23 protein-coding genes are annotated in these 18,092 nt (G+C 36.8%); 3 read left to right on the top strand and 20 right to left on the bottom strand.

Translation table 11 applies throughout. The features are described 5' to 3' along the window. Nucleotides 1-137 precede the first annotated feature (137 nt). The 5 genes from DNK84_RS14385 to lpoB form a co-directional block, all read right to left on the bottom strand. Nucleotides 138-290 (bottom strand): hypothetical protein, encoded by a 153-nt coding sequence (locus tag DNK84_RS14385; RefSeq protein ID WP_162902145.1) that lies wholly within the window; start codon nt 288-290, stop codon nt 138-140. Between the two features lie 36 nt (nt 291-326). Further along, nucleotides 327-467: a hypothetical protein gene (locus tag DNK84_RS14380; protein ID WP_162902369.1), complete on the bottom strand. Its 141-nt coding sequence runs from the start codon at nt 465-467 to the stop codon at nt 327-329. 622 nt (nt 468-1,089) lie between these two features. Continuing rightward, a complete protein-coding gene (locus DNK84_RS10150) occupies nt 1,090-2,478 on the bottom strand; it encodes a COG3014 family protein (protein WP_119344401.1) in 1,389 nt (462 codons plus the stop codon). Nucleotide 2,479: 1 nt separating this feature from the next. Beyond that, nucleotides 2,480-3,460 (bottom strand): CsgG/HfaB family protein, encoded by a 981-nt coding sequence (locus tag DNK84_RS10145; RefSeq protein WP_119344400.1) that lies wholly within the window; start codon nt 3,458-3,460, stop codon nt 2,480-2,482. Between the two features lie 17 nt (nt 3,461-3,477). Then, entirely contained in the window at nt 3,478-4,083 is a 606-nt protein-coding gene (gene lpoB / locus DNK84_RS10140) for a penicillin-binding protein activator LpoB (RefSeq protein ID WP_119344403.1), read from the bottom strand. A 324-nt stretch (nt 4,084-4,407) separates the two neighbouring features. Here lpoB and DNK84_RS10135 point away from each other — a divergent pair, with 324 nt between their 5' ends. Together DNK84_RS10135 and DNK84_RS10130 are read left to right on the top strand one after the other, a co-directional pair. Then, the gene (locus DNK84_RS10135) at nt 4,408-5,697 is read left to right on the top strand and encodes a PLP-dependent aminotransferase family protein (protein ID WP_119344399.1); all 1,290 of its coding nucleotides are present in this window, start codon (nt 4,408-4,410) and stop codon (nt 5,695-5,697) included. After that, the gene (locus DNK84_RS10130) at nt 5,663-6,559 is read left to right on the top strand and encodes a hypothetical protein (protein WP_119344398.1); all 897 of its coding nucleotides are present in this window, start codon (nt 5,663-5,665) and stop codon (nt 6,557-6,559) included. Before DNK84_RS10135 ends, DNK84_RS10130 begins: the two co-directional genes overlap by 35 nt. 74 nt (nt 6,560-6,633) lie before the next feature. On the opposite strand, the gene DNK84_RS10125 is transcribed toward DNK84_RS10130, so the two are convergent. The 10 genes from DNK84_RS10125 to icmT all read right to left on the bottom strand — a co-directional run bounded on the left by DNK84_RS10125 (nt 6,634) and on the right by icmT (nt 14,027). Next, on the bottom strand, nt 6,634-7,398 hold the full coding sequence (locus DNK84_RS10125) for an MlaA family lipoprotein (RefSeq protein ID WP_119344397.1): 765 nt from the start codon (nt 7,396-7,398) through the stop codon (nt 6,634-6,636). 233 nt (nt 7,399-7,631) lie between these two features. Continuing rightward, nucleotides 7,632-8,117 carry a hypothetical protein gene (locus tag DNK84_RS10120; protein ID WP_119344396.1) on the bottom strand — a complete coding sequence of 162 codons (486 nt, stop codon included), beginning with the start codon at nt 8,115-8,117 and terminating at the stop codon, nt 7,632-7,634. Nucleotides 8,118-8,145: 28 nt separating this feature from the next. Next, the gene (locus DNK84_RS10115; RefSeq protein ID WP_119344395.1) at nt 8,146-8,538 is read right to left on the bottom strand and encodes a hypothetical protein; all 393 of its coding nucleotides are present in this window, start codon (nt 8,536-8,538) and stop codon (nt 8,146-8,148) included. Between the two features lie 259 nt (nt 8,539-8,797). Next, on the bottom strand, nt 8,798-9,136 hold the full coding sequence (locus tag DNK84_RS10110; RefSeq protein WP_119344394.1) for a type II toxin-antitoxin system PemK/MazF family toxin: 339 nt from the start codon (nt 9,134-9,136) through the stop codon (nt 8,798-8,800). Beyond that, nucleotides 9,129-9,371 (bottom strand): AbrB/MazE/SpoVT family DNA-binding domain-containing protein, encoded by a 243-nt coding sequence (locus DNK84_RS10105; RefSeq protein ID WP_119344393.1) that lies wholly within the window; start codon nt 9,369-9,371, stop codon nt 9,129-9,131. Before DNK84_RS10105 ends, DNK84_RS10110 begins: the two co-directional genes overlap by 8 nt. Before the next feature lie 163 nt (nt 9,372-9,534). Further along, complete coding sequence (locus tag DNK84_RS10100) at nt 9,535-10,107, bottom strand: HNH endonuclease (RefSeq protein ID WP_119344392.1); 573 nt, start codon at nt 10,105-10,107, stop codon at nt 9,535-9,537. After that, nucleotides 10,100-11,173: a secretion/conjugation apparatus DotM-related subunit gene (locus DNK84_RS10095; protein WP_119344391.1), complete on the bottom strand. Its 1,074-nt coding sequence runs from the start codon at nt 11,171-11,173 to the stop codon at nt 10,100-10,102. The genes DNK84_RS10100 and DNK84_RS10095 overlap by 8 nt, the downstream gene beginning before the upstream one ends. After that, nucleotides 11,163-11,459, bottom strand: a complete 297-nt coding sequence (locus DNK84_RS10090; protein WP_119344390.1) for a hypothetical protein — start codon at nt 11,457-11,459, stop codon at nt 11,163-11,165. Before DNK84_RS10090 ends, DNK84_RS10095 begins: the two co-directional genes overlap by 11 nt. Next, nucleotides 11,456-13,777: a type IV secretory system conjugative DNA transfer family protein gene (locus DNK84_RS10085; RefSeq protein ID WP_119344389.1), complete on the bottom strand. Its 2,322-nt coding sequence runs from the start codon at nt 13,775-13,777 to the stop codon at nt 11,456-11,458. Before DNK84_RS10085 ends, DNK84_RS10090 begins: the two co-directional genes overlap by 4 nt. Next, nucleotides 13,770-14,027, bottom strand: a complete 258-nt coding sequence (icmT, locus tag DNK84_RS10080) for an IcmT/TraK family protein (protein WP_119344388.1) — start codon at nt 14,025-14,027, stop codon at nt 13,770-13,772. Before icmT ends, DNK84_RS10085 begins: the two co-directional genes overlap by 8 nt. A 212-nt stretch (nt 14,028-14,239) precedes the next feature. On the opposite strand from icmT, the gene DNK84_RS10075 reads away from it, so the two are divergent. Further along, complete coding sequence (locus tag DNK84_RS10075; protein ID WP_119344387.1) at nt 14,240-14,887, top strand: hypothetical protein; 648 nt, start codon at nt 14,240-14,242, stop codon at nt 14,885-14,887. On the opposite strand, the gene DNK84_RS10070 is transcribed toward DNK84_RS10075, so the two are convergent. From DNK84_RS10070 to DNK84_RS14675, 5 genes are all read right to left on the bottom strand, one after another. Then, nucleotides 14,888-15,991: a type IV pilus twitching motility protein PilT gene (locus tag DNK84_RS10070; protein WP_119344386.1), complete on the bottom strand. Its 1,104-nt coding sequence runs from the start codon at nt 15,989-15,991 to the stop codon at nt 14,888-14,890. It lies immediately after the preceding gene. Beyond that, nucleotides 15,981-16,736 carry a type IV secretory system conjugative DNA transfer family protein gene (locus DNK84_RS10065; RefSeq protein ID WP_119344385.1) on the bottom strand — a complete coding sequence of 252 codons (756 nt, stop codon included), beginning with the start codon at nt 16,734-16,736 and terminating at the stop codon, nt 15,981-15,983. Before DNK84_RS10065 ends, DNK84_RS10070 begins: the two co-directional genes overlap by 11 nt. Beyond that, nucleotides 16,727-17,227, bottom strand: a complete 501-nt coding sequence (locus DNK84_RS10060) for a DotD/TraH family lipoprotein (protein ID WP_162902368.1) — start codon at nt 17,225-17,227, stop codon at nt 16,727-16,729. Before DNK84_RS10060 ends, DNK84_RS10065 begins: the two co-directional genes overlap by 10 nt. Nucleotides 17,228-17,278: 51 nt before the next feature. Next, nucleotides 17,279-17,707 (bottom strand): hypothetical protein, encoded by a 429-nt coding sequence (locus tag DNK84_RS10055; protein ID WP_235826879.1) that lies wholly within the window; start codon nt 17,705-17,707, stop codon nt 17,279-17,281. A 104-nt stretch (nt 17,708-17,811) separates the two neighbouring features. After that, nucleotides 17,812-18,092: hypothetical protein (locus DNK84_RS14675; RefSeq protein WP_456236418.1), on the bottom strand; the 281-nt coding region annotated here is incomplete at its 5' end.

The raw sequence follows: 18,092 nt of genomic DNA, 5'->3' as shown, positions 1-18,092 counted from the left end.
CAGTTCATCGACCCGCTACGGACTCAGACCCCGGCACCTCCACGCATACTCGCCTTTACGTATTGCGTAGTGCTGATTTCAGGCAAATGAAAACCTTGATCAGGTGCGACGATGATATATTACGGGGCTCAATACCTTCACTTGCGTTGTGGCTGATAGACCGCCCTTACTACAGCTTCATAATGTTCGTTACCTTGCATTATGTGTAGTTCGGTTCCAGACTGGTGGCTAGCCTTTTTCTGGGCTGGATTGTCCAGCTTGATTGCCTTAGCTTTGCTTGGCGCACTCATCATAGATTCTCCATGGTTAGCAGGTTAATAAACTACTCACATAAATGTCTGATGAACTTTTGCAGAAAGCTTCTGTAAAGCGCCATCAAATTGCACATCATGAAATAACATATAAACAACAACAAAAGCAGAGATTAATACAAGTAGTAACAGACCAATGGTTAAAACACCTCTCATCTTCACCTCCAGATAGATGATTTATTTTAATAAAAATAGATTGCATTCTATGCAAAAATCACTAAACACCAAACAAATTATTTTTACTATAAAAATAAAAACAACCTCTCGATGCAAAGTCTAGCTTATCTTATGTGAAAAATAAAAACGATATCGATATGTTTTTTCATCAAATCGATGAAAATCATTAAGAAAAAACGCTGACAAGAAAAGCTGATCAGACAGACTAAAGTCAGTAAATAAAACGACTAAAGGAGGATAGATTATTATAATAACAACATAACTATACTACTTATTTCAACTATTTCCCCTTGACAAACACCCACCCAATATGCAAAAAATATTTGTTGGGTTTTGTTGTCTTATATTACGATAATTTCTATCACCATGCTAATAAATACCAACACCCACTTAACCTATACTGTAAAAGGGTTATCATGACACACTAAGCCCATTACACACTGAAATGACTATAAACTTATCCTGGAATCTACGACGTAAAACCATAATCATGATAGCAACAAATTTGATTTTGCAGTGCAGCATGCGTTTTTTACTATCGCGCTTTTATTTACAAACAACGGTCACAGAGGATGTATCTATTTATTATTATAAGCACAGTTTATAATATAAAAGTAAACGGCTTGAGGAATCCTCCTGCATCAACAAGCCATAAAAGCGTTGTTTTCTGAGATTTAATTGTCACAGGAAAATTTTGTGCTTGAATATTGATATGGTAATCCCCTGCTTGTAACTGTGATTCGTATAACTGGACATTGTTAGGCAGTAAAAGCCAGCTTCGCTCATCTGCCTGTGCTGTAGCAAAACTATAGATTGAACCAACTAAAAGCCCCCAACCACCGGCTTGGTTACTTGCTTCAAGCGTTGCCAATGATTTAATCACCAAACGAATTACCTCACGGGTGATAATTGCTGGATATTCCTCAGAAAGTGACTTCAGTGCCATTTTTGTTGTATCCACTAAAATGGCACTCGGCGCATTGTGAATAATTTTATTTTGTTGTGTCACAGAGATACTTACCTGTGGCAGTAAAGTATATTTGGTTGGATAGTAAGGCACAGCAACTTCCTGTAAACCCAGCTTACCTAAAAATAATGGCAGCTTAAAAGCTAATTTTGGCTGAACAAAGCCTTGTTCATAAATAACGACTAAACGCCCATGATTTTTTTGATATGCACTGCCACCATCAAAGCCTTTTTGCATTTCCTGATATGTCTGATTAACGTATTTATTATCCGGCAAAAGCTGTCTTGCTTTTTTAATTGAGACAAATGCATTGTTATAGTTGTCATCAAAGGCTTCATATAAAATACTCGATAAATAATAAGCAAAACCGTTTTCATAGGCATTGTTGATCTGTTTTGCCTGATCAAACATCGCACTGATTTCTTTGGATTTTTTTAACCCAAGCTTATCTTCATCAATTCCAGCTTTACTTGTTTGTTTTTGATATTTGGATTGAAGCTCACCAGCCATAAGCCTTTGTTGATAAGACCAGTACTGTGCATTAGAAAGCTGACGAATGGCAACTAATGCACCACTTAAATCATGTTGTGCCAAATAATTCAATGCCTGATAAGGATATAAAAAGGTCATGGCATAATCAGGAATATGATAAGACAGCTCTCGATCGTTGGTTAATACCGCACCAAAATTCTCCAGAATCTTTGAAGCTTGAATTTTAGCTGCCATCTTACTTGTGGCAACCATATCAATCACACTGGCATAATATTTCTTGGACAATTCAAAATTATTATCTAATTGTGCAAGCCTTGCTTTTTCTAATAAACCTAATGTTGTTGGTGTTTTACCGATATTCTCATCCAGCTTTTTTTGTGCCTCTTTTATATTATTCTTCTCCATTGCCGTCTTTACCGGTGCCATTTGCGCCGGATAGGACTTAGAAAAGGTGGCACAGCCAGATAACAATAAGAAAAATATCACAACGAAAAGAAGGCTATTGCCTTTAATGATTTTATTAATGTGCATATTACTTCTGGCTCGATGTGAAATTGGCTAAGACTTGCCCTGAAAGTTGATTTGAGGCTTTTTGTAATAATAAATTTATCACATCCTGCTTTGTTGTCATATCATCTTGCAGCATACGCACAACCTCACTGGATGGTAATACCTCATGAATAGTCTGTGCATTTATCACCTGCATTGTTGCGGTTTCAATCAATCGGTAATTAATCGTTAATGAAACTTTCCATTGGCTAAAATCACTACCATAAAACTGTTTTTGCACTTTCTGGTAAGTAATATTTTGGACGCTGCCTAAAAGCAAATAGTCTGCACCAATCTGCTGACTAAAACGTGCTTTTTGCGCATTGGAAGCACGATCAGATAAGATAAGACGCATTTCATTTTCATAAGCTGCTTGATCTTTTTGGCTTCTATCCATAATACGAAATGCTTTTGACTGTATCATATTTGTTTGAATATTCTGATACAAAGTTATCTGCAACTGATCTGGATTAAACTGGCCATTAATGCTGCCTGGTGAAAATAAAAATGGCAGTACCGCAAGCGTTGGCTTTTGTTGCTGCGCTTTACTGGCTAATGTTTGATATTCAGAATAAGTGACTTTTACGGTAACAGACCAAAGATCATCTTTCTTAACTGCATTTGTGACACTGAAATGATCAATCACACCTTTTGTCGCCGAGCGAATCTTTGAGATAAAGCCTTCAGAGCTCAAGTAGCTTTTTACTGGCATTTTTACACCATCAACATCAATAAATCCTTTGGTGTGTGAAACCGCTTCAAACGTCTCATAAATAGAGCCCACTGAAACGCCTTTGCTTTGCGCTACAGACTGTATTAATGCCTGTTGCAATGCACTTTGATAGGTTTTACCATAGGCAGTTGCAGTCGCTGTTTTTTGTGTAATCGCTGCATTTACGGAAAAAAATATTCCCAATAAAATACACGCCATACTATACAAAAAGAATCGTTTTACCTTCTTCATTAACGTTCCTAAAATTATCACCAACCAAACGTGCTACGCTTTTGTACTTTACGGATCTGTTTTTGATCCTGCCATACAATGACCCCGGTTTTCAGATCAATCATTTTTAAAGTGATTAAGAAAAACAAGGATTGTTGATCGCTATTCATTGACTGCATATCAGCAATACTGCCATAGATCATGTATTGCGCACCAATCTGCTGCCCCATTTTGGTTGCGGTTTGTTGATCCACCATACCTGATTGTGCCTGATAATCCATTTGCTCTTTCATTTGCTTGACTTGAGACATATCAGTAAAACGGAATTTCCCACTGTTAATCACTTCTGTAGAAACAGTGTTGGCAAGCATTTGTGTGTTGATATGCTCGGCTGTCTCATTTTTAATATTACTAAAAAATACAACTGGCTGTTTGTCATTGGCTGTAATACGCGCAATCGCAGGAGATGACATCATGCCATCAACCATTTTTTGTGTCGTGGTTTGCAAATCCGTAGAATTAAAGTTAATCGATGTTGTATCCACACCCTGTGGATCCACATAACTGACATTATTACCGCTACTGGCACAACCGGCTAAAAACGCTGCTGAGACTGCCAGTAAAATAAAATTCTTCTTTTTCATAACGATGAGCTCCATTTATTCAAATCCTTCATATTATTATGGTTTTCGCCAAAGACAACAAGGAAATTATTAAAAATGATTTTGCACTTGCACAGTTTTCACGTTACAAAGCTTATTAAACAATCTATTATTCTAATCATTTTGTCCAAATTGCTGAAAAAATCAATCTAAGTCACACAAATACCTTGTCAAATTTTTTTTTGATTTTTATTATTCCATTTAAGGGACAGGAGTGTTTTTGATACATCGTATATTTTTTCTCAATGTCATGATGTCAAAAATAACCTAATAATAGTTTATTAATGAAAAGACGGATGTATAAACATGGAAAAAATCAATTGGATTAAAAAAAGAATCGAAAGCGCAATGACACATCTTCCAAAGACGTATCAAGTGACTAAAAAAATCTGTCAAAATAAAGCCGAGAATACGCTCACTGATGAAAATGGAGAGGCTTTTGATGACTTTACTACCTTATCTTATTTGTCACTTCATCAAAAGATAAAGCCTAAATACTATCACTATGATATGCAATATGGTCACAGCTTATCGGTAGCAAGAACTCGAATGAAAAGAACGCTAGAAGAAGATATTGAAAAAAGGCTAACCAATTTGTTTTGTGGTTATCACCCAACTATTTTTGGTTCAACACATATGGCGATGCTTGGTCTGTTACCACTAGCGGCAAGTGGCAGTATACCTTCATTTGCTCAGAACAAAAAAATAGTAATGTTATTTGATCATATAGTCCATCAATCAACAAAAATATTACGTGATATTGTGACACGCATCGCTGAATTTTCTTTTGTCAACTGCATGGAAGTCAAAAATGTTGAACAAGCATTACAGCATTATTCAAATAATGGCTATCAAGCTATTATTGTAACAGATAGTTTAGGCTCAATGGGCAATGTTTATCCTGTTATAGCACTTACAGAGCTTGCCAGAGAATACCAAAGCTTTATTATATTTGATGATGCACAAAGCTGCTCTATTCATGGTCATCGAGGCTGTGGTTATGTATTAGAACAGTTAAATTATCAAAAATGCGATCATGTCGCTTTTGTCACCTCTTTTCATAAGGGATTTGGCGCTTCAGGCTCGGCTATTTTTATGCCACAAAAATCACAAAAAGATTTTCTTGAAACTTATGCAACCACTTATTGTTTTTCCGGGCCAATATCAATACCTGAACTTGCAAGGATTGAAGCTTGCTTAAGCTACCATGAAGATACACGCTTGATCCAAAACTTACAAGACACTTTGTGGGATAATATCGCTTATTTCGACCGTTTTTTACCTAAATCCTTCGGTAATTTATACCGCTATCAGCCGCTTCCTTATCGTGTTATTTTATGTGGTCATGAAACACAAGCACTTGATTTATGGAAAATGTTGAAAAACAATGGTATATTGACGCTTTGTGCGGTTTACCCAACCGTACCTAAAGAACAAGCGATTATCCGAATTTCTTTTCATGCATCCCATGACAAAAAGGCGATAAAAAAGCTTGCGGATATGATTTACCAGACAAAAATAGTGACAGCTGAGAATGTGGGGATTAAGGATATTATAGACCATGACAATCAAAGAAAAAGTGAAACCCAGCTATAATTTACAAAAACTGTTAAGCGCCTTTGAACACCTTGAATACCCAAACTTCGTTTGGATTAAAGAAAAAGGAATTTACACCTATATCAGCCAATACGGTTATGATATTACAAAAATGGATTTAATTGGTTTAAGTGACCGTGATTTTTTACCAAAACAGCTTTATGAGCAATTTTTATATGAAGATAATTATGTGATTTTCTCTCAGAAGCCTTACATATCAACTTCCAAAGTCAACTTAAATAACTGTATTTATCATTTAAAAACACAAAAACTGCCTATTATTGAGAATAATATCGTCACAGGGATTCTTGGCATTGTCCAGGATATCTCCCTTGAAACAAAAGTGCTGGAAAATATCAATGATGCTAATTTTATCTATCTGGATATTATCAAAGAAATCACGCTGAATAATAGTGGACGAAAGCTCAGTGGCTATAGTGATATGCAGAAAAATGCATTTATTCTTTTTGAAAGTTTTCTATCGCGCAGTGTTTTTGGTAATGGTAATGAAGTAAAAACGCTTAAACACCTTTTTTATACCGAGAAATTGCCAGAATTATTTAATAACATTGATTTTGATATCACATTTGAGCATGAGATATTAAATAAGATATTCTATTTTGCACTCATGCTTATTCTGTCACTCTTAACACAAGAGGTAAGGCTATCAAAATATTACAACCTGCCGCAAAAGCTCAGTTTTGTCAGCGAAAATAGCAAAGAGCTCACACTACGGTTCCTATCAACAAAAAACATGTCATTTCCAACAAACTATTTCACCTTGGCAAAATGTTTAGGTATGGAGATTACAATTTTTGAAGATGGGACAACAAACAAAGCAATTCAGTTAAACTCCCGCTAAAGCCCCAATTGATCAACTGTTTATCAACAAAAAATGATACATCAATATCAAACAAATAGATTCACAGCATAGCATTAGGGGCTTGTATTGTTTAAGATATCCAGCACTTGTTGCTGCTGTGCGGCTTCTTCTTGTTGTTGTGTCTTTGTAGGCTTAAGCTGTAATGTCTTTGCCATTTCATAATCATAGTTTTGCAAATATGCATTACGTACCGCCACATAAGGATCAATTGCGCTGTTGGTTAATTTTTTATATTGTGGTAAATACTGCACACCCTGGTTGGCTTTATAAATACCAAAAGCGCTCCAGCCTACCTCTTTTGGCGCCACATAAGTATAGCTTAACGGGTTAAATGCAGTATCAACAATATCACCAATTGAATTACCTATCGTACTTGGCCCAAAAAGCGGGACGACAAAATAAGGTGACGTTTTATACCCCCAATAGGCTAATGTAAACCCAAAGTTCTGTTGCCTTCTTGGCAATCCCATCGTCTTAGCCACATCAAATAAACCAAAGACACCAAAAACGGTATTAGCAACAAAGCGTGCCGTGTCCTTTAAAAAATAATAGACATTCAACTGCAATAAATCATTTGCCATACGCCCAGGCTCAAGTATATTGTTATAGGCATTATCAATACCATTTTGTACTGGATCTGGCACCACATAATCATACCCATTAGCTAAAGGAATCAACGCATAATCGTAACTGACCTGGTTAAAGGCAAATATCGCACGATTATAACCCTCTAATGGGTCACGGTTTTGCTGAGTCGCACAACCACTTAATAACAAAGCACTACAAAGGCCCATCGTTATTGATTTAATATAAGGCATCTTATTTTATTTACTCTCATCTATCTTTATTGCTGTATACACTGCCTCAAACTACTTTATCACCAATGTGATTCAAACAATCCACAAGCACATACCAACAAACAATAAAATATTTGATTAATTATTACCAACTTTTCGAAGCTTATACTATCTACGTTTTGATGACAAGTCTTTGTGAAAAGTTTTCCTGCCTCTTTATATTCTATTCCAGTATTTTATTGCAATCATCAGGTTTATCTTTGGAAATTTTGAACATTGTCAGCGTTCTTTGATCGAAAAGCATCTACATATTCTTCCTGGCGTTCTTTTTTAGGTGGTTTAATAAGGCATGTTAATTGTTGATTAAAAAAATCTTCACTGTCTGGCTTTTTAAGCAGAAACCTAAGTGATTCCTTGCCTTCTAATAGCTGATGCTTTTTTAATATTTCTATAACTTGACCTCTTTGAAAAACTTCATCTTGTCCCTTTAATCTCTTCAATATTAAATTGGCCAAAGAGCCCGATTTCCATGGCGTTTTTCTGTTTTTCGCATCAAGCAAAAGAAAAATCATCTTTGCTTGATGTGTTATATCCGCTATATCACCTTGGTCTCGTTGTTGCAGCTGTTGTATGATTTTATATAGCCTTTGAAAGCTTCGCGTTCTTTTTGTATATCCAACGTTATTAGCAATTTCTTCCGCCATTTTGTATGCAGTATCTTCTTGATGATTCTCTAGCATAGTAAACCTTTGTTATTTATTTTACATATTATTGAGCCAAACTAGGTCCGTTATTAGGGGTTGAATTATTAAAAATTTGGGAAAACTCACCTTCTACACCAGAGCGATTGGTTGTACCGCCCGCTGCTCCACCTGGCTGGCTTCGATTAGTTGACCCTCCCATACTCTGCTCTACGTGAAGGCTTGGCTGGCTTCGGCTAGTTATATCGCCTGCACTTTGCTCTGTATCGACATTATTCTGAAGCTTATTTAACAACTGTTGCAGTCTTAAAGTTATTCCTTGATATGACTCCTCTATACTTCCAGCATCCTTGCCATCTTGCATTTCCTGGAGCATTTTCCGTAACCTTTCAATCGTTTCGTCATTAAGCTTATTTAGCGCTGCTACTTCTTTTTGTAACTCTTCCCATGTTTGTGCCATTTAATATGCCCTTTTAAATTAGATTGTTAAACATAAAGCATCACCACTACCATTTATCTGGTACATATGGCTTCTGTGATATCAAACCACTTTTTGATTGTTAGAACAATAAAACAGGTAAGAATCAGACAAACTGTCGGATTTTTGATTTTTAATACATGATCGGGTTTACTAATCATTCAACAATCCTCCCAAAAACCAAGGATGGTTTACGATGAGTATATAAGTTAGCTATTTAAAACACTTGGGTTTTTCTGGACTATATTTTAAGTATTGCCTTGATCTTAATTTTAACTTCATTTATAAAAGCGCTTGATTTTATGTGCTCTATAAATTCATAATTTCTTGTATTAAAATCCATGCTTTTGACATGATCACTTAAAACAACGCCTTTTGTTTTAGATGAAACTGGTAACGCCACTTCAAAAGGATAGCCCTTTATTTGACTGGTAATAGGACAGCCGATAATTAACCCTACTTTATTGTTATATCGGCTATCAGACAAAACCAGAAAAGGTCTACGTTTTCTCGGTTCTTTACCTGCTTGAGGTTCTAAGTCAAGCCAGATAATATCACCAACTTTAGGATAATTAGTCATCTATATTTTCTTTCCCTAGTATTGAACAATTATCATGGCCATAGTGTTTGTTTTCAGGTGTCACCTGGTCTAAAAGAAATTGTAATTCATCTTGTGGTTTTTTTTTAATAACCAGCGCATCATCATGATATTCAATTTCAATATCAGAACCAGCTGATAACTGCAGTTTTTGTGCTATTTTTGTGGGGATCCTCACACCAAGTGAATTTCCCCATTTTGAAACAACTGAATGCATAATGAGTCCTCACATTTTCATATAACAATATGGAGTATATACATGTTTATACTTTATGTCAATTGTTGAATTTACGATTGTTAGGAATAAATAAACCGTCCTAATTAGTAACACATAATATGTCCGGATTCTAAGTTTTTGGCATGAATCGCTGAGAAAAACGCTAAACCTGTACAATCAAACTTTGAAGGCTAAAATCCTGTAAAAGCTCGAAACTCGGCACCCAGCGAAGCTTGTGTGAAAGTGATTGCGCTGATGGGTATGGTTTTAAGAAAAAACCCAAATGGTCTTGATAAGTTGCCTTCATTGCAATGAACTCATCAACCTGCTGCACTAATCCTGAAAGCTCTGACAACGCCTCACGGATTTCAAACAGGCTGTCTTTTTCCACAATCATTTGCTGCCATTGGTGGTAAAGCAGGTTGAGCTCAATTTGTGATTTGTTGGGCAAATAAATAATAGATTGCTTCGGCATATCATATAAAAATGCGATATCCAATAATTGAACATAGGCACAAAAATCACAGGCCAATGCAAAATTCTCCCAATGATTATTGGTGTAATCATGATCAACATTCACAATATAACGTGTGACTTTTTCAATGCCACAAAAACCACAACCTGGGTACTTCTTATTTAATTTTACAAATGCTTTATCATAGCCTGGTGATGACAGTCTTTTAAAAAATGCCTGCGCATTGCCAAACTTACTCATCAAATAAAGCGGCCTATTCACTTTCTGCCTCCTGATAAATCATATGCTCATGTTTTAATGCATGCATAACATGATGAACCATCGGTGTTTTAATAGATGATTTTAATGCAGTTTCCGCCTGGCAATGTGCATTAACAACGGCTGCTTCAGTAAAATAGGTTTTTCGCCCAACGTTATTTAGTGCATACCATAAGGTTCTATCAACTTCCTTAAGCCATAAAAAACTGCTGCTGGCAACGATTCCACCTTGTCTTGCCAGTTGCAATAAACGACATAATAACGTATAGGTATAATAGTGTTGTTTGATGAGTGATTCGATCTTCTCATCAGCAATACACTCCCCTGTGTATTGATCAATAAACTTACGCAGACGATAATGATAAATATACTTTCTAAAACAACTGGGTTCACTATAATACCCATTTAGATATTGAAGTAATTTATCAGCAAGTTTACGTTTATTACGAATATATAAAGCAAAAGTGACAAAAAGCCCATAAATCTCAAGACGCATTTGAGAGACATCCGACCACGGCTTGCCAAGTTGTGTGGCTAAATGTGCATATAAGCGTGTTTGATCTACTTTTGCATTTTTTATCACTTGTATTTTTTCAAGATATTGCATGGGTGTCATGGCCATGTTAAAGTGCGATTTAACTTGATCTTGTTGTATCGGCAGATTGAATAATTTTTTAAACTGCTGACCAGCACAAATAGCCAAGGTTCTCATGGTAAATTTTCGACGATATTTACGTGATGGATGAAAATAAAATAATAAAATAATTAACACACAACCCATACCCCAATACATTGGCAGCATCGCATCGGCAACATCATAAGATAGATATTTAAGATCTTTCAATGTCACTGTTTGTTGCAGCACATGGTTACACCAGTTCATCAGCATGACATATTGATGATCCCATAGCATCACAATCATTAACTCAAGCCGTCTTATTAAAAAAACACCCGTGACAATTTGATCATGAAAAAGCCAGTAAATCAACAATAAGCTCAAAAGAATAATTGAGACCACATAAAATGGCCCCATGCCGTTATCATCTCTATCAGGCGCATTATTTGCCATTATTCTCTCCTGCTACCAGTTGATCAATATTGATGATTTTTTCTTTTGCTATCGATAAAAGTGCATCGTAAATAAAAAGCATTGGCATTAATGTCATCTGATCACTGTCATTAATTTTTACGCTTTCGGCAAATACATAGCGATATTGAGCATCAGCTTTGGCAATCAGGCTTTTTTGAAATAGTGCTTTGTATTGCAAATCAGCAAAAGATTTTTCTCGCCCGTTTTCTATAAAAAGAAAATCATTTTCGTTGATAAGGATTGTGAGTATTTCTGTGAGCGTCATTGTTTATCCTCTTCTGCGGCTTGCGGCAACTCTGTCATATTAAATAACTTATCCAGATCTTGATGACTCAGCTGTTTCAGAAAACTATTTGAGAATGTTTTCATTGTTTTAAAAATCTGCTGGCTTTGTGTTTGATTATCCTGCGCTGCAATTCCCTGAAGCGTATTAAAGCGATGCATTAAATCGATCAGTCTTTGTTGATCAACAAGTGATTCAGTTAAGTTTGAGCAGCTATAGCTAAAATAAGCATTATTTACTTTTTGGTCAAAATCAATTTTACTAAACAATACACCCCCATCAATTTCATCTAATAGTTGTGCTTCATCTGATATAGCTTTTGATAATATTTGTACTTTCTGATCACCAATATGTGTCTTTTGATTTATTGCTTTATCTGCCATGTTGGATTTGTCCTCACAACTGCCTTCTTGCAAAAGTATTGAATGCAAAGAAACAGAATCAATTTTTTTATCTTCAAAATCTCTGGCTGAAAGCTTAGCTGATTGAATAAAGGCCACGCTAAATGGCTCTACTTTTAAAAATTTATTCAAACCAATTGTTTTTGTTTTCTTCGGTGCGGCATAAAATGAACGCATCCGAACAATACTTGATTTAAAGAATAAATGTGCTTCACCGGGTAACTGATCTTTTAGATCCATTAAATCAAGACGCGCACGCCTTTCAATCCCAGCTTCCTTGGCGTCTTTATAACCAAGACTATTACCATCTTGCCCCATATTATAAGCTCTTACCGTTGAAACATAAGCTTCACCTGCGGTTTTATTAAAGAAATCCCACGTCTCGGTTGGATCTTCAAGCTTCATACATAATTTAATATTTGTATTCGCAAAAATAGAAGCCGCCTCCTCTTTAGAGGCTTTTTGAAAAGCCGGGATATCCTGTCCTGCAAACACAACGGAAAAACCAAGTGACCTTGCCTGTGCTGGAACCACCGCAAAGCCTTCTACGGCATAATAGCCATATTCATCTAGAATACATAAAAATGGCGTATCTGAGTTTGACGGTTTAGATTCAACAACCTGATCATAGTCACCTTGTACCTTGGCGCCTAGCCCTGCAGCAAGCATGGCTTTAAGTGAAGCAATAATAAGTTTTCCAAGATTAGCAAGCTCATCTGGAGATTTTTCAAGTGCCGGTAGTAGCACCACTAATATACGTCGATTTAAAATAACATCATTAAAATCAACGTCAGCCAGATTTGTCCGCATAATATGTGCATAAACATCCGCTAATGAACCAAATATCCGGGTTAACTGCATGGTGATATAGCCATGCTGCTCATAGGTTTTATCAGATTGTTGTCCAATATTTTTTTCCTGATAACCAGGTAAAGTTGCCAGGTAGTTATACATGGCGTCAGTAACATCAACCGGCAGGCTTTCTTTTAAAATAACCAGCTGATTGTTATGGTCTACTATTTTTTGTTTATGCAGTAAATTCTCAATGACATCTAGTACAAAATAACGTCTTATCGTATTGGCTTCTAACAACATATAACCTTTATCACGCAAATAAACCAAAATGCGCATCAATGCCTCAACAAAGGAGATCGCCCGACCTTTCCACATATCACCATCACCCGTGCTACCCCCTTCAGAATCTCCCATCATGCTAATGATTAACTGTGATAACATGCTGGATGAGCCAACAGCAAACGGGTTTAATGTATTGGAAATATCCTCTTTTTGTGGACCAATAATATCTTGCGCACCCGTCATATAGTTAATTAATAATAAATCATCCTCACGCCCCATAAATTTCGTCATGGAATAGATCTGTGCGTAAAGTGAGTTATCGCCTTTGCCATCAACATAGATAAAACCTGAGCCTTGGGTTAATGCATTAAAAGCCACGGATAAAAGCGTTTGTGTCTTACCCGAACCAGTGGAGCCCAAAATAAGTGCATGTGTACGCATATCCTGATCTGAAAACCATAACTCATGGTTTGTGCCGACCTCATTACCAAAGAAATAAAGCCCCTTGGCTTTTGTCGTTTTTCTTTGGATAAGCGTGCTATCGGATAAATCTGGATATCTGGCGCCCAAAGGCAAGCGAAATGGTAAGCGTGGTGTTTGAAAAAATGCATTCCAGAAAATCAGCAATACACCGATAAAAAGCAGATCACTGATTAAGGGGAAAAAGCTTAGCACAATTAAACTAATGATAATAACAACAATGCTGCCTAATCGTGATGATATCAGATCATATAGCTGAAAAATAAGGCCACGCGTATCTCGAATACTGTGGCTTGGCCTTGCCTCTTGCCTGCTTGAAAGCCCTCTGAAGTTTTTACTCATAAATCTCGTGTATCTCTACATGCTTTTGTCGCCCAAAAACCCATTCTCGCAGGTTAATCATAAATACGCGCAGGCTTACTTGATAACGCCCAAGAACATATAATAACACTGCCACAGCAATACTAAGCATTAATGTCCACGTTCTAAAATGAAATAATGTCAATAAAATTGGGATAAATACCTGTGCTTCAATCATAAAAAACTTTGGTGTTCGACCAGAGTCCCGCCAGTGAGTATAATCATCATACATAGTGCATCCTGTATTGCTTTAAACTAAGAAAACTGCTGTGGCTTGATTGTATAAAAGCGTGTTTTGTGATCAAGGCTTACCAATTAAATTCCATCAGCCTGTCTGATTTTTACAAGCTTTGTTGCAAGCTTTGCAGCGAATTAATTAAGATTCAACTCATAAGGAAATATGAATGAATCCGGGAAAAAACATAAAGCAATTAGGAGATAATTATGACCTACACTAAAAAATATGAAAGCTTTAAAGAGAAATTTAAACAGCTTCAACCAGCTATATTAATTTTTAAAGGAGTACGTTATGAAAATCCTTTTCGTGACTTTGGAGCTGCACCAACCAAAGAAATACCGTTCCAAAGTGCCTTATCTGGAACATACGAAGGTGATTTTATCTGGGACAGAGATAAAATTATTGTACATGGTGGACATCTTGGTGGGGGTAGCGGTCACCCAGCACTTACACAAGCTGGCTCTTGTGATTGTGCGGGAAGAATTGACGAAGTTGACGGAAAATATCAATTTAATTTTCATAGTGGTCACTTCAAACCTAAGGCGGATAGTATTATTCCTTTTTTAATGCGATTTATCGATGCTTCTATTGAGGGCTTAGAAGGTAATGAAAAAGAGCAAAAACTACAAGCACTTCTTGAAATGGAAATCACTGTATATGATGACAATAACATCTCTAGGCCCTTAAGCGTTCAAGCGCTATTTGATGCAGCAACTGTAGAACCGTCTTTAATTCCAGGCATATCTTCGGTTAGCTTCACTCATCCAGTAGTAATGGATTATAATCCTGGCATCTTTAACCAAAACGGAAACTGTGCTCAGCCTATTGCTATCCCTGGGGGTAAATATAGTTAATCAAGCATACTGCTCAAACTCTTGTTTATTAATTACACCTTGATCAAACAGCGCTTTAGCATGCTGTGAAACTGAAGTACCACGTTGTTTTATTGTCTGTACGATCAAGTTGTTAATGTTTTGTAAATCACAACTTATAAGCTTATTGCGCAATAAATCATCGATGATAAGATACTCGCGCAATGCCACACGTTTACCATTAGTACAAGGCACCAGCCTTTGCCAGATAATCCCTTGTATGGTTGAAAAAAAGTCATAATATATGCGCATTTTTTCTTCTTTAGGAAACAGCGTTAATAGACGATTAATTGCCTGTGTGACAGATTGACTGTGAAGTGTGCTAAAAACACTGTGTCCGGTTAGTGCTGCTTCAATAACGGCACTGATAGTGTCCTGATCTCTTGCCTCACCCACCATAATTGCAGTTGGTGTGCGCCGTAAGGCATTGCGCACTGCATAGGCAAAATCCGGCAAACAGCGTGGTAGCTCTGATTGTGCGGTTACTGAGGTATTGATATGTGTTGGTAGAATGTATTCTATTGGTGATTCAAAGGTAATAATTTTCTCACCCAGTTTACTTTTTTGTGCACGTTGCAACATCATTGATGCCAAAAGCGTTGATTTTCCCGAACCTGTTGCCCCGCAAACAAGCACAACACCCTGTTTAATAAAGCTTAAATCGTAAATATCCTGTGGTACACCCAGGCTTTCAATATCTGGCGGATGTGTACTAAGAAGACGCATTGAAACCTGCAGACCAAACTTTTCATACTGATTAACCAGGCTTGCATTTACACGAAACCTTATCTTGTTTGTATTATCAATGTTTTCTGTATAACTAAAGTCAATATCCGTACCACTTAACACTTTTGCTGCAGCATTGCTGCCATATAATAAATTAACGAAATCTTCGACTTCATTGTTACTTAAGCTTCTTTTTGTTATTTGCTGATGCCGGCCATAGCTTGTCCCAAAGACAGGCGTATTACTTTGCACGGTCAAATCGCTGATATGATGCTTTGCACTTTTAATAAGCAATGCCTGATAATGTGTTTTTAAAAAATAAGGCGGTTCATCCTGTAAGAGAAATGTATTACTTTGCATCAATTTTACCTGCTAAAGGCTTTAAAATCGCCTGCCATCTTGATGCATTGCTTTGAAACTGCGGCAGTACCTGAAGATCCAACAGGTGATTATCAATCGATAGATTATCGCTATTATGCACAATTGCCTTAGACTGGCTATGGACATAAGGTGGTAACATCATATCGCGGTTGACAAGCTGATAGTACATAATCATACCGCGAAAGTCACGATTCAAGCGATGCATGTTTTGTTTGAAGATATCACATGCCTGTACTATTCCCTGCTGCCAGCCATACTGTACTTCTTTTTTCCACAACGTTTTTTCTGTATCATTTTGCGGCAACACAGATCGATCAGGAATTGCAGGCTTTGTAAACCCTGTAATCAGATAATCACGCCAGGTTGGCACATTTGATACAAAATGGGCTTGTTTGACAATATGATAGACCTGCCCATTAACCGTAACCTTGCGGGCGTTTGCAGAAACATTCGATTGATTATATCCCGTTTCAATCACAGGCGGTAAAATATTATTCTGTAATGTCAATGCATTAAAATTATAACTTTGATACAGCATCGGTGCCATGCGATCCAGGGCACGCTCAATAAGTGTTTGTCCCTTATATAAACCACTTTGAATACCAAGCTCAAGGGCTGCTTGTTGAATCGCTTGTAACCGTAATGACAACTGCGCTGACCCATCTGCTATAATCACAGATTTAGCATCAAGGTTTTCAAGCTGTGCTAAATCGACTACTGCCATATTTGTGCATACCTCACACTGATGACTTTTGCTTTTGGATTAATGTTAATTGTTGTCTGCTTTCCTGCTTGCACAGCAATATCACGTAAAATATTGATTGCAGAGTCTTCTTCTGGCACATTCAGTTTCCCAATAATAATCACCACAGAAAAAGGTGGCTTTTTGCCAAAAATCTGTACTTTATAACCAACCGATTTTGCAATATCTATTAACACGTTTTTTAAAGGTCCATAATAAGTTAATGATAATTTTTTTGCTAAAACAGGATCGTTAATATCCGCAAAAGGCATTGGCGCATCACCATAGCGCACGGTATTGGATGCATTTAATGCATTTAACGCTTGCTGAATTGACAAGCTTGACGTCTTAAGCTCATTCACAACAAGATGGTTGATATATTGACTGTCTTTTGTATCAGGTTTCACTGTTGAGACATGAGCGCAAGCAGCGGCTAAAAACCCAAAAGCTGTGATAAACAATAATTTATACACAATAAAATCCCCATAATTAATAAAAAATAATAAGTTAGATAGAAAACCGACTTAGGTTTTGTTAAAAATATCACTATCAACGGTGAAAGTTTGCTCAGATTTTTGATCTCCCATGTTTGTGGATAGCGTTTTTTGCAGCATTTGAATGCCAGGTACCAGGCACATTAAGAAAATCCCTAACAGCAAATGCCCGGCACCATGTTTGACATGCTCTCCTTGCGCGCCTTGCGTTGTATGATGCTTTCTAAAAAGCTGTAAAGCACTATAAACAAACCACATACCAACCACAGTTGCCACAATTTGGACAAAGGCTTTAATCTGTTCAAAAAAGTCGATCATACTGGTTGCCCAGTCTTTGAAGTTATGCACGGCCCCCCCTGTATCTCCTGCATAACCTAAGCCAAAGCTTAAGACCAATAATATGATACCTGTTAACAAACGAGTCAATTTCATTTTTTTACTATTTTGTCGAGTAGACATCTCTGTTTCTCCTATTTATAATTTAAATTTTAAACATAATGTGAGAAAGCATGATGCCCCTCACAGAACCGTACTTGTAGATTTCCCACATACGGCTCTTCAACTTAACTCACTGAACCTGTTAAAGTATAAAAATCATGTGTGATTCGTGGCTGCGGTAGTGGGTAACGTTCAATATATTTGTTGAACTTCTCCCAACTCATTTTCCGCTTCTGGCTTCTTCGATTTAACCACTTCTTTGCCAATCTTTTGGCAATTGAGTAATATTTTGCGATTGCAGGAAAATTCCCGCTCACGCCATAGTATTCAAAATGCCCTCTTAGCTTAGCTTTGAGTGTTTTCCACCACTGCCTCGTCGGGAGCAAATTCCTAATAGCCTTAAACC

The organism is Facilibium subflavum (assembly GCF_003574485.1).
Lineage (GTDB): Bacteria > Pseudomonadota > Gammaproteobacteria > Francisellales > Francisellaceae > Facilibium > Facilibium subflavum.
The sequence above is the reverse complement of the archived record's forward strand: the minus strand, read 5'-3'. Positions and strand labels throughout refer to the sequence as shown.